Here is an 11,811-nt window from a genome sequence, read left to right as displayed (position 1 = left end):
CGCCCGGCGCCGTCCCCGAACCGTTTAACGCCCACCCACCCCCTCCCCATAGGATTGAGCCAAACCACACACCACCACCAGAGGATCGCTGCATGCCTGGCATTACGCGCGAGGAGGTCGCCCACCTCGCCCGGCTGGCGCGTCTGGAGCTGAAGCCCGAAGAACTCGACCACTTCGCCGGCCAGCTCGACGACATCATCGGCGCGGTCGCACGCGTCAGCGAGGTCGCCGACCAAGACGTACCCCCGACCTCCCACCCGCTGCCGCTGACGAACGTCATGCGGCCGGACGAGGTCCGTCCGTCGCTCACCCCCGCGCAGGCGCTCTCCGGCGCCCCGGCCCAGGAGCAGCAGCGTTTCAAGGTGCCGCAGATCCTGGGAGAGGAGTGACCGCCATGACGGACAACGTGATGGACCACCACAGCATCATCAAGCTCACCGCCGCCGAGACCGCCGCGAGGATCGCCTCCGGCGAGCTGACCGCCGTCCAGGTCACCGAGGCCCATCTCGCCCGGATCGACGCCGTGGACGAGAAGGTGCACGCCTTTCTGCACGTCGACCGGGAAGGGGCGCTCGCCCAGGCCCGCGCGGTGGACGCCAAGCGGGAGCGGGGCGAGACGCTCGGCCCGCTGGCCGGGGTCCCCCTCGCGCTCAAGGACATCTTCACCACCGAGGGCATCCCGACCACCGTCGGCTCCAAGATCCTCGAGGGCTGGATCCCCCCCTACGACGCCACGCTCACCAAGCGGCTCAAGGCCGCCGACGTGGTGATCCTCGGCAAGACCAACATGGACGAGTTCGCCATGGGGTCCAGCACCGAGAACAGCGCCTACGGCCCGACCGGCAACCCCTGGGACCTCACCAAGATCCCCGGCGGTTCCGGAGGAGGCTCCTCCGCCGCGCTCGCCGCCTATCTCGCGCCCCTCGCCATCGGCACCGACACCGGCGGCTCCATCCGCCAGCCGGCCTCCGTGACCGGCACGGTGGGCGTCAAGCCGACCTACGGGGCGGTGTCCCGGTACGGCATGGTCGCGTTCTCGTCCTCCCTCGACCAGGGCGGGCCCTGCGCCCGTACGGTGCTGGACGCGGCGCTGCTGCACGAGGTGATCGCCGGGCACGACCCGCTGGACTCCACCTCCATCGACGCCCCGGTCCCCCCGGTGGTCGAGGCCGCCCGCAACGGCACGGTCGCCGGGATGCGGGTCGGCGTGGTCAAGCAGTTCCGCGGGGAGGGCTACCAGGCCGGGGTCATCCAGCGGTTCGACGAGTCCGTCGAGCTGCTCAGGGGCCTCGGCGCCGAGATTGTCGAGCTGGACTGCCCGTCCTTCGACCTCGCGCTCTCCGCGTACTACCTGATCGCGCCCTCCGAGTGCTCCTCCAACCTCGCCCGCTTCGACGGTCTGCGCTACGGCCGCCGTACCGGTGACGACGGCACCCGTTCGGCGGAGGAGGTCACCTCGCTCACCCGCGAGGCTGGCTTCGGCCCCGAGGTCAAGCGCCGGATCATGCTCGGCACCTACGCCCTGTCCAGCGGCTACTACGACGCCTACTACGGCAGCGCCCAGAAGGTCCGTACGCTGATCACCCAGGACTTCGAGAAGGCGTTCGAGCAGGTCGATGTGATCGTCTCGCCGACCACCCCGACCACCGCCTTCCCGATCGGTGAGCGCGCCGACGACCCGATGGCGATGTATCTCGCAGACCTGTGCACCATCCCCACCAACCTGGCGGGCAACGCGGCCATGTCGCTGCCCTGCGGTCTGGCCCCGGAGGACAACCTCCCGGTCGGTCTCCAGATCATCGCCCCGGCGATGAAGGACGAGCGGCTCTACCAGGTCGGCGCCGCCGTCGAGGCCGCCTTCGTGGAAAAGTGGGGACATCCGCTCCTGGAGGAGGCTCCGTCGCTGTGAGCAATGCACTGTCCAAGGCCAAGGGCTTCAAGAAGTCCAAGTCCGGCACGTACCTGTCCATGGCCACCACCGCGTTCGGCGCGGTGAGTGTCGCCAAGCAGATCAAGAAGGCCCGCGCCGAGCACGACAATCTGCGGCTCATCGACGCGACCGTGTCCGCCGTCGCCATCGTCACCGGCCTCGCCATCCTCTACCGCGAGCTGAAGCGGCTGGGCGACGACGACGTCCTGCTGGGCTGAGAGGGAAGTTTCCACCGTGACCACCACGACCGACCTGGTGTCGTACGAGGACGCGCTCGCGTCCTACGACCCCGTCATGGGCCTTGAGGTCCATGTCGAACTCGGCACCAGCACCAAGATGTTCTGCGGCTGTTCGACCACCCTCGGCGCCGATCCGAACACCCAGACCTGCCCCACCTGCCTCGGTCTGCCCGGCGCGCTGCCCGTCGTCAACGCGACCGGTGTCGAGTCCGCGATCAAGATCGGCCTCGCACTGCACTGCGAGATCGCCGAATGGTGCCGCTTCGCCCGGAAGAACTACTTCTATCCGGACATGCCGAAGAACTTCCAGACCTCCCAGTACGACGAGCCGATCGCCTTCAACGGCTATCTCGACGTCCAGCTGGAGGACGGGGAGACCTTCCGCGTCGAGATCGAGCGCGCCCATATGGAGGAGGACACCGGCAAGTCCACCCATGTGGGCGGCGCGACCGGCCGGATCCACGGCGCCTCGCACTCGCTGCTCGACTACAACCGCGCGGGCATCCCGCTCATCGAGATCGTCACCAAGCCGATCACCGGTGCCGGGGAGCGCGCCCCCGAGGTCGCGCGGGCGTACGTCCGTGAGCTGCGCGAGCTGATCCGCGCGCTCGGCGTGTCCGAGGCCCGGATGGAGATGGGCCAGATGCGCTGCGACGTCAACCTGTCGCTGATGCGCAAGGACGCCGACACGTTCGGCACCCGCAGCGAGACCAAGAACGTCAACTCGCTGCGGTCCGTGGAGCGCGCGGCCCGCTTCGAGATCCAGCGCCACGCGGCGGTCCTGGACTCCGGCGGCACCATCGTCCAGGAGACCCGGCACTTCCACGAGGACACCGGCTCCACCACCTCCGGCCGGATCAAGGAGGAGGCCGAGGACTACCGGTACTTCCCCGAGCCCGACCTGGTCCCGGTCGCCCCGTCCCGCGCCTGGGTCGAGGAGCTGCGGGCCGTGCTGCCCGAACTGCCGCTGGTGCGCCGCAACCGGCTCCGCGAGGACTGGGGGATCAGCGGCACCGAGATGCAGGCGATCCTCAACGCCGGGGCGCTGGAACCGATCGTCGCCACCATCGACGCCGGTGCCGACGCGGCCTCCGCCCGCAAATGGTGGATGGGCGAACTGGCCCGCAGCGCCAACGAGTCCGGTACGGCGCTGGAGGAGCTGGCCATCACCCCGGCGCAGGTCGCCCGGGTGACCGAGCTGGTGACGTCCGGCGACCTCAACGACAAGCTGGCCCGCCAGGTCATCGAGGGCGTCCTCGCGGGCGAGGGCACCCCGGACGAGGTGGTCGACAAGCGCGGCCTCAAGGTCGTCTCCGACGAGGGCGCGCTCGGCACCGCCGTGGACGAGGCCATCGCCGGGAACCCGGCCATCGCGGACAAGATCCGCGGCGGCAAGGTGGCGGCGGCCGGCGCGCTGGTCGGCGCGGTCATGAAGGCCACCCGCGGCCAGGCCGACGCGGCCCGCGTCAAGGAGCTGATCCTGGAGCGGCTGGGCGTTGCCGAGGGCTGACCGGGCACTGTCCTGACCGGGCATTTTCCCTGGTGGGAAGGGCCGTACCGGCATCGGTGCGGCCCTTCCCCATGTCCGGTTCCGGGTCCGGGAACCCTCGGCGGCCGGTGCCCGTTCATCTGAGTGACCGGGTCTTGTGAAAAACCACACGAACCCGGCAAACGATCATTTCCGCCTGTAAGAGTGGTCCGCGACTGCTCATCCGTTCTTTGCGGGCCGTTCAGCGCGCGGACGACTGTTTCCGATGGTTCCCGACTGCTCCCGGTCCCGGTCAAAGACCACCCTCCACCTCTGGGAGCACGTTTCGTGGCAGCCCTCGCGCGCTGGTGTGTCCGGCACCGCCTCGTCGCCGTTCTCCTCTGGCTGCTCGCGTTCGGCGGCGTCAGCGCCGCCGCCACCGTCATGGGCTCCGCCTACTCCAACGACTACGAGGTCCCCGGCACCGAGTCCGGCCGCGCCACCCAGCTCCTGGCCGATGGATTCCCCGGCGTCGGAGGCGAGGACGCCACCATCGTCTGGCACACCGCGAGCGGCACCGTCCGCGCCGCCGATGTCGAGCAGACCATGACCCGCGCCCTGGACGAGATCGCCGCCCTGCCCTCCGTCACCGCTGTCAGCGGCCCCTACGACGACCAGGGCGCCGCCCGGATCAGCGCCGACGGCCGGACCGCCTACGCCGGGGTCACCTTCGACGGCCCGGCCGGAGAGGTCGGTGAGGCGCCGGTGCGGGCCGTGACGGACACCGCGCGGGCGGCGGCGACCGACGGGCTCCAGGTCGAGGTCGGCGGCACCGCGACCGGCGGGACCCCGACCTCCGGCGGGCATCTCGCCGAGGTCGTCGGGGTCGCGGTGGCCGCCGTGGTGCTGTTCCTGGCGTTCGGGTCGCTCGCCGCCTCGCTGCTGCCCATCGCCACCGCCCTGGTCAGCGTCGGCACCGGCTACGCCGGGATCGTGCTGCTCGGCCACGTCATGACCGTGGCCGACTTCGCGCCCATGCTCGGGATGCTGATCGGGCTCGGGGTCGGCATCGACTACGCCCTGTTCATCGTCACCCGGCACCGGCGCGGACTGAAACGCGGGATGGACGTCCCCGAGGCCGCGGCCAACGCCGTCGCGACCACCGGACGAGCCGTGGTGTTCGCGGGTGCGACGGTCTGCATCGCCCTGCTCGGCATGCTGATCCTCAGGCTGAGCTTCCTCAACGGGGTCGCCGTCGCCGCCTCCCTCACCGTGCTGCTCACCGTCGCCGCCTGCATCACGCTGCTGCCCGCCCTGCTCTCCCTGATCGGGATGCGGGCGCTGAGCCGCCGCGAGCGGCGCCGACTGGCCGAGCACGGGCCCGAACCGGAACTGCCCACCGGGTTCGCCGCCCGCTGGTCGGCGTTCGTGGAACGGCACCCCAAGAAGCTCGGCGCCCTCGCCCTGCTGGTGATCACGGTGCTGGCGCTGCCCACCCTCGCGCTCCGCCTCGGCACCTCCGACCAGGGCAACGACCCCGCGTCCAGCACCACCCGGCAGGCGTACGACCTGCTCGCCGACGGCTTCGGCCCCGGCGTCAACGGACCCCTCACCGTGGTCACCGAGGTCCACGGCGCCGCCGACAAGCTCGCCCTCGACAACCTGGACGCCACCCTGCGCGGCACCGAGGGCGTCGCCTCCGCCACCCCGGTGGTCTTCAACTCCGGCGGCGACACCGCCTACCTCACCGTCGTCCCCGAATCCGCCCCGCAGTCCGGGGCCACCAGCGACCTGGTCGACCGGCTGCGCGCGGACGTCCTGCCCCGCGCCGAGACCGGCACCACCCTCGACCTCCAGGTCGGCGGGGTCACCGCGGGCCATGACGACTTCGCGGATGTGATCATCGGCAAACTCCCGCTGTTCATCGGCGTGGTCGTCGGCCTGGGCTGTCTGCTGCTGCTTCTGGCGTTCCGCTCGATCGGCATACCGCTCAAGGCCGCCGCGATGAACGTGGCCGCGGTCGCCGCCGCGTTCGGGGTGGTCGTCGCGATCTTCCAGTGGGGCTGGGGCAGCGAACTGCTCGGCCTCGGCAGCGCCGGGCCCATCGAGCCCTTCCTCCCCGTGATCATGGTCTCGGTCCTCTTCGGCCTCTCCATGGACTACCAGGTGTTCCTGGTCGGCCGGATGTACGAGGAGTGGCTGGAGACCGGCGACAACCGGCGCGCGGTCCGGGTCGGGCTCGCCGAGACCGGGCGGGTGATCAACTCGGCCGCGGTCATCATGATCTCCGTCTTCCTCGCCTTCGTCCTCAGCGGCGACCGGGTGATCGCCATGTTCGGCATCGCGCTGGCCGCCGCCGTCGCCCTGGACGCCTTCGTCCTGCGGACCCTGCTGGTGCCGGCCCTGATGCATCTGCTGGGCGGCGCCAACTGGTGGCTGCCCAAGGCCCTGGACCGGCGGCTGCCCCGGATCAGCATCGAGCCGCCCGAGTGCCGCCAGAGGTCCCTGAGCCCGCCGGATCCCATCCATGAGAGGCTCTCGGCAGTCGCAGAACAGTTCGAAGGCCAAGGATTCGAAGGTCAAGGATTCGAAGGCCAGGGTACGGAGCGGAGACCGGATGTACGCGATATCACTGGGTGACGACAGAGCCGAACTGCGCCCCCTGGAGACCTGGCACGCCGAGGAGTTCCTCGCCCACCTCGACCGCGGCCGGGACTTCATCACCCGGTACATCCCCTTCGGCGCCCAGGCCACCGACACCGACTCCGCCCGCGAGATCCTCAAGCGGTACGCCGATCTCCGCGGCACCGACAGCGGGTCCCTGCACGGGCTGTGGCTGGACGGCACGCTCGTCGGCGGGGTCCTCTTCCGGATCTTCGACGCCGCCACCGGTGTCTGCGAGATCGGCTGCTGGCTGGAACCCGCCGCTACCGGACGCGGTCTGATCACCCGCGCCTGCCGGGTCCTGATCGACTGGGCCGTGGACGACCGCGGCATGCACCGCGTCGAATGGCACGCGGCGGCCCTCAACACCGCCAGCGTCCGCACCGCCCAGCGCCTCGGCTTCACCCGCGAGGGAGTGCTCCGGGAATCCTTCCCCTGGAAGGGCGTCCGCCAGGACACCGAGATCTGGGCGGTCCTGGCAGACGAATGGCGCACGGCCCGCGACGCGACCTGACCCCGGCGGCCCCCTGCCCCCCCACAACGATCATTAAGGGACTTCTCAGACTCGGTCCGTACGGTGCCCGGCATGGGAACCAAGACGACTGACGAGGCGGCTGGGACGCCCGCCACCGAGAACGACGAGGCGGCGGGCACGCGCGTGGCCCTCCAGAAGGAGACCCCCGGAACCCCGGTGACCCCGCAGGACACCACGGGCGCCGCCCTCGACACCGAGGAGCCGGACGACGTCGACGAGACCGACGGGACCGAGCCCCCGGTGACGGAGAACAGCTTCGTCGGCCAGGGCGCCGCCGCGATCGTCGCCGCCGTGCTCGGCCTGGTCTCCCTGACCGGTGGCTGGATCGGTACGGTCGCCTCCGCGCGCGAGACCCTGATCGGTGGGATGCAGACCTCCGGATCCACCGATGTGGCCGCCATCGTCAAGGAGGGCTACGGCGACGCCTGGAACGCCACCGCCCTCTACGCGGGCGCCTTCGCCCTGCTCGGACTGCTCGTGGCGGTCGTGACGCTGGTCCGGCCCGCGTTCGGGGCGCCGGGGGCGCCGCAGCCGGCCTGGATCAAGTCCGTGGCCTGGGCCGGAGCGGCCCTCGGTGTCATCGGCCTGATCCTGGCCGTCCTGAAGTACACCGACCTGCTGCTCGGCCTCCCCGCCACCAGCTGACCCTGCTCAGGGGGCCTTCCTCGGGGGGCCTCAGAACGTACCTAGGTCATTCCCGTACGTCCTGAGGCCCCTTAGCTGTTTCCAAGGCCCCGGCCGCCGTCGAAGATGCGGAACTCTCCCGATGTGGCGGCACCCCCTGGGAGACGAAGGTAGAGGCATCGCGGAGAACACTCCCCGCGACCACCTCTCCCAGGAGCAACAGATGTACGAGTACGAGATCCACCGGTACCGCTCCGACGAGCTGATCCGGCAGGCCGACCGGGCGCGGCTGGCCCGCGAGACCGTCCGCCGCAGCCGCGACGCCCGCCGCGAGGCGGAGCAACAGACCCAGGGAAGCGGCGCGACCGGCGAGGACCATACCCCCCGCCACCGCCGCCTCCGCTTCCCCAGAGCCGCATGACAACGGGGGCCAGGGCCGGCACCGGGAACCCCCCGGCCGCCGGCCCTGCCGCACACCCGAACCCATCACCCCCCGAACCCCCACGCCCTGAAGGGGCACGGGGAACGGCGCAAGCAACCACGACGCCGGGCAAGCCGAACCCTGAAGGGGCGCGGGGAACGGCGCGAGCAACCACGACGGCGGGCGAGCCGAACCCGGAAGGGGCGCGGGGAACTGCGCGAAAAACCACGACGCCGGGCCAGCCAACAGCCACCCGCACCCCCCACCCCCTAACCCCCCCACCCCCAAAAACCGTTCTCCCGATGTCAGACCCCCATGCCATGCTCGCCCTCGTGGAGAACAGGTCCCTCAGCCCCGTATTCGTCGGCCGCACAGACGAGCTGAGCGCGCTCGAAGACGCACTGTCCCGCGCCGCGACCACCCCCACAGGAGAACCCCAGGTCCTCCTCCTCGGCGGCGAGGCAGGCGTCGGCAAGACCCGCCTCGTGGAGGAGTTCGCGGCGACCGCCGACCGCCGGGGCGCCGTCGTCGCCCTCGGCGGCTGCGTGGAGATCGGCGCCGACGGCCTCCCCTTCGCCCCCTTCTCCGCCGCCCTGCGCGCCGTCCGCCGCGCCCTGCCGAAGGCCCTCGCCGACGCCGCCGCCGGCCAGGAGGGGGAACTGGCCCGGCTGCTGCCCGAGCTGGGCGAGACCGGCGCGGGCCGCCACGACGAGGAGGGCATGGCCCGCCTCTTCGAACTCACCGCCCGCCTCCTGGAGCGCGTCGCCACCGACCGCACGGTCGTCGTCGTCCTGGAGGATCTGCACTGGGCCGACGCCTCCACCCGCCACCTCCTCGCCTACCTCTGCCGCACCCTGCGCACCGGCCGTCTCGTCGTCCTCGCCACCTACCGGGCCGACGACATCCACCGCCGCCACCCGCTGCGCCCCCTGCTCGCCGAACTCGACCGGCTGCGCACCGTCCGCCGGCTCGACCTGGGCCGCTTCAACCGCGCGGAGGTCGCCCGCCAACTCGCCGGCATCCACGCCGCCGAACCCGACCCCGCCCAGGTCGACGCCATCTTCGAACGCTCCGACGGCAACGCCTTCTTCGTCGAGGAACTCGCCGTCGCCGCCAGCGAGGGCTGCCAGGCCGGCGGGCTGACCGACTCGCTGCGCGATCTGCTGCTGGTCCGGGTCGAGGCCCTGCCGGAGAGCGCCCAGCGGATCGCCCGGATCGTCGCCGAGGGCGGCTCCACCGTGGAGTACCGGCTGCTCGCCGCCGTCGCCGGGCTCACCGAGGACGATCTGATCGAGGCCCTGCGCGCCGCGGTCGGCGCCAACATCCTGCTCGCCACCCCCGAGGCCGACGGCTACCGCTTCCGCCACTCCCTGGTCCGCGAGGCCGTCAGCGACGATCTGCTCCCCGGCGAGCGCTCCCGCCTCAACCGCCACTACGCCGAGGCCCTGGAGGCCGACCCCACCCTCGTCCCCGAGGGCGAGCGCCTGATGCGCCTGGCGAATTACTGGTACCACGCCCATGACTCCGCCAAGGCCCTCCCCGCCGTGCTCGACGCCTCCGTCGCCGCCCGCCGCCGCCATGCCTACGCCGAGCAACTACGGCTCGTGGAGCGCGCGATGGAGCTGTGGGACAGCGCCCCCGAGCCCGTCCGCGCCGCCCTGCGCCCCGCCGACTACGCCGATATCTACCGCACCCCCGACACCGGCGACTGCGCCCCCACCCCGCTGCGCTATCTCGATCTGATGGCCGCCGCCACCGACGCCGGCCGCTTCTGCGGCGAACGCGACCGCGCCCTGAAGATCACCAAACGGGCCCTGCGGCTGCTGGACGAGGAGGACGACCCGCTGTTCGCCGCCTGGTTCTGGGTCCAGCGCTCCCGGCTGGTCCAGGGCAACGGCCGCGGCGACGGCTGGACGGAACTGGCCACCGCCCAGGACCTGGTCCGCGGGCTGCCCCCGTCCGAGGTGCACGCCGAGGTGCTCAGCAATGTCGCCGGCTGGTGCATGCTGCACACCCCGGGCGCCGAGGCCCTCGCCGCCGCCGAACGCGCCGTCGACTACGCCCGCATGGTCCACTCCCGGGAGATCGAACTCGACGCCCGTGTCACCCGGGGCATCCTCCTCGTCGACTCGGGCGGCACCGACGCCGGCCTGGACGAGCTGTACGAGGTCCGCGATCTGGCCCTGGCCGAGGGCATCCCCCACGCCGCCGGCCGCGCCTACGTCAATCTCTCCCACGGCCTGGAGACCGTCAGCCGCTCCCAGGAGGCCGTCGACCTCCTCCAGGAGGGCGTCGGCTTCGCCCGCCGCTACGGCCTGCTGGGCTCCGAGACCTGGATCTGGGGCAATCTCTCCGACTCCCTGTTCTCCCTCGGCCGCTGGACGGAGGCCGCGGACGCCGCCGGCACCGCCCGCCGCCGCGGCCTGGGCGACAAACCCCAGGGCGCCAGCGCCCTCTGCCTCGCCCAGATCGCCCTGGCCCGCGGCGACATCGCCGAGGCCGCCCGCCAACTGGCCGCCGCCGAGGCCCACTTCGGCACCCATGACCAGATGCCCCAGCAGTGGATACCCGTCGCCGCCCTGGCCCTGGGCGTCGCCGCCGCCGAGGGCCGCATCGCCGACGCCCGCGCCGCCCTGGACCGCGCCCTGGACGCGGGTCTCCCGCCCGGCACCCAGGTCTTCGGTTGGAAGCTCCTCGTCGCCGCCGCGAGCGCCGAGGCCGACCACCGCACCCTGCCCGACGCCGCCCCGGGCCGCGAGGCCGCCCTCACCCGCATCCTGGACACCGCCAAGCACCTCACCACCGGCGCCCCCGTCTGGCAGGCCCATGAGAAATGGGTCCGCGCCGAACTCCGCCGCGCCGACGGCACCGCCACCCCCGACACCTGGTCCGAGATCGTCACCGCCTTCGAGCATCTGGAACGCCCCTACGACCTCGCCCGCGTCCGCCACCGCCTCGCCGAGTCCCTCCTCGCCACCGGCCCGGACGCCCCCGGCGACGCCCCGGACACCGCCACCTCCCTCACCGAGGACCACCGCGCCCGCGCCACCGAACTGCTCCGCCTCGCCCACACCGTCGCCGACCATCTCGGCGCCCGCCCGCTCGCCGAGGCCACCGGCCGCCTCGCCCAGCGCGCCCGCCTCACCCTCCGCCGGGACCAGGACCGTGTCCTCAGCCCCGCCGACCCCGCCGAGGCCCTCGGCCTCACCAGCCGGGAACGCGATGTCCTGCGCCTGGTCGCCGCCGGACGCACCAACCGCCAGATCGCCGAGGAACTCTTCATCTCCCCGAAGACGGCGAGCGTCCATGTCTCCAACATCCTCGGCAAGCTCGGAGTCTCCGGCCGGGGCGAGGCCGCTGCCCTCTCCCACCGGCTGGGCCTCTTCCCGGCCACGGCCGACGGCGGGCATCTCGCGGCGGGATGATGCGGGAACCCCCGGTCGTTGTGCCTGTGAACGCCTTTGAGGGCGCTGTGCAGAGCCGCCCACGCAGAGCCGCCCGCTCGAAGGCGCCCAGCCAGGGCCGCTCGGCCAGAGCCGCCGAGCCGGACCGCGACCAGGGAGAGCCATGTTCAACCCGTTCGAGGAACTCTTCGCCCCCGGCCGCAAACACACCACCGACGAGCAGAACCGCCTGGCACTGACCCGCGAGGACGTCGGCGACGCGGACCCGGGCCGGGGCCCGATAGACCTGGAGTCGGGAAGGGTAGTGGTCCGCCCGACCCCACCGGACGAGCCGACCACCGCCGAGCAGGCTGCTGCCGAGCCGACCACCCCCGAGCCCACCACCGCCGGACCGGACACTGCGGAGCCAACCACCGCCCCGGACGCCCCCGCCCCGGACGCCCCCGACCCCGGCGAAGAAACCACCGGCGATACCACCGGCAAGGACAACCGGCGCCAGCCCTAACCTCTAAGGCGGCCCGAGCCC

10 protein-coding genes are annotated in these 11,811 nt (G+C 72.1%); all 10 read left to right on the top strand.

The features are described 5' to 3' along the window. Positions 1–92: 92 nt before the first annotated feature. Complete coding sequence (gene gatC, locus ABZX40_RS27410) at positions 93–389, top strand: Asp-tRNA(Asn)/Glu-tRNA(Gln) amidotransferase subunit GatC (RefSeq protein ID WP_023546575.1); 297 nt, start codon at positions 93–95, stop codon at positions 387–389. 20 nt (positions 390–409) lie between these two features. Next, complete coding sequence (gatA, locus tag ABZX40_RS27405) at positions 410–1,909, top strand: Asp-tRNA(Asn)/Glu-tRNA(Gln) amidotransferase subunit GatA (protein WP_355744113.1); 1,500 nt, start codon at positions 410–412, stop codon at positions 1,907–1,909. Further along, positions 1,906–2,148, top strand: coding sequence for a hypothetical protein (locus ABZX40_RS27400; RefSeq protein WP_355743942.1), 243 nt, complete (start codon positions 1,906–1,908; stop codon positions 2,146–2,148). The genes gatA and ABZX40_RS27400 overlap by 4 nt, the downstream gene beginning before the upstream one ends. 16 nt (positions 2,149–2,164) lie before the next feature. Next, a complete protein-coding gene (gene gatB / locus ABZX40_RS27395; RefSeq protein ID WP_355743944.1) occupies positions 2,165–3,679 on the top strand; it encodes an Asp-tRNA(Asn)/Glu-tRNA(Gln) amidotransferase subunit GatB in 1,515 nt (504 codons plus the stop codon). A gap of 306 nt (positions 3,680–3,985) precedes the next feature. Beyond that, the gene (locus tag ABZX40_RS27390) at positions 3,986–6,277 is read left to right on the top strand and encodes an MMPL family transporter (RefSeq protein ID WP_355743945.1); all 2,292 of its coding nucleotides are present in this window, start codon (positions 3,986–3,988) and stop codon (positions 6,275–6,277) included. Continuing rightward, complete coding sequence (locus ABZX40_RS27385; RefSeq protein WP_355743948.1) at positions 6,255–6,815, top strand: GNAT family protein; 561 nt, start codon at positions 6,255–6,257, stop codon at positions 6,813–6,815. Before ABZX40_RS27390 ends, ABZX40_RS27385 begins: the two co-directional genes overlap by 23 nt. Positions 6,816–6,887: 72 nt before the next feature. After that, entirely contained in the window at positions 6,888–7,481 is a 594-nt protein-coding gene (locus ABZX40_RS27380; RefSeq protein WP_355743950.1) for a hypothetical protein, read from the top strand. 202 nt (positions 7,482–7,683) lie between these two features. Beyond that, entirely contained in the window at positions 7,684–7,881 is a 198-nt protein-coding gene (locus ABZX40_RS27375; protein WP_355743953.1) for a hypothetical protein, read from the top strand. A 320-nt stretch (positions 7,882–8,201) separates the two neighbouring features. Next, positions 8,202–11,306, top strand: coding sequence for an AAA family ATPase (locus tag ABZX40_RS27370; RefSeq protein WP_355744116.1), 3,105 nt, complete (start codon positions 8,202–8,204; stop codon positions 11,304–11,306). 142 nt (positions 11,307–11,448) lie between these two features. Beyond that, positions 11,449–11,790 (top strand): DUF6191 domain-containing protein, encoded by a 342-nt coding sequence (locus ABZX40_RS27365; RefSeq protein WP_355743955.1) that lies wholly within the window; start codon positions 11,449–11,451, stop codon positions 11,788–11,790. The last annotated feature ends 21 nt before the right edge of the window (positions 11,791–11,811 follow it).

The sequence above is a fragment of the Streptomyces sp. NPDC004610 genome (assembly GCF_040609715.1).
Taxonomy (GTDB): Bacteria; Actinomycetota; Actinomycetes; order Streptomycetales; family Streptomycetaceae; genus Streptomyces.
This window is presented reverse-complemented; position numbering and strand designations above follow the sequence as displayed.

What these genes read in the sequence shown, in the direction of transcription:
- gatC (WP_023546575.1), top strand. Translation starts at nt 93, where the DNA reads ATGCCTGGCATTACGCGCGAGGAGGTCGCCCACCTCGCCCGGCTGGCG.
- gatA (WP_355744113.1), top strand. Translation starts at nt 410, where the DNA reads ATGGACCACCACAGCATCATCAAGCTCACCGCCGCCGAGACCGCCGCG.
- ABZX40_RS27385 (WP_355743948.1), top strand. Translation starts at nt 6,255, where the DNA reads ATGTACGCGATATCACTGGGTGACGACAGAGCCGAACTGCGCCCCCTG.
- ABZX40_RS27380 (WP_355743950.1), top strand. Translation starts at nt 6,888, where the DNA reads ATGGGAACCAAGACGACTGACGAGGCGGCTGGGACGCCCGCCACCGAG.
- ABZX40_RS27375 (WP_355743953.1), top strand. Translation starts at nt 7,684, where the DNA reads ATGTACGAGTACGAGATCCACCGGTACCGCTCCGACGAGCTGATCCGG.
- ABZX40_RS27370 (WP_355744116.1), top strand. Translation starts at nt 8,202, where the DNA reads ATGCTCGCCCTCGTGGAGAACAGGTCCCTCAGCCCCGTATTCGTCGGC.
- ABZX40_RS27365 (WP_355743955.1), top strand. Translation starts at nt 11,449, where the DNA reads ATGTTCAACCCGTTCGAGGAACTCTTCGCCCCCGGCCGCAAACACACC.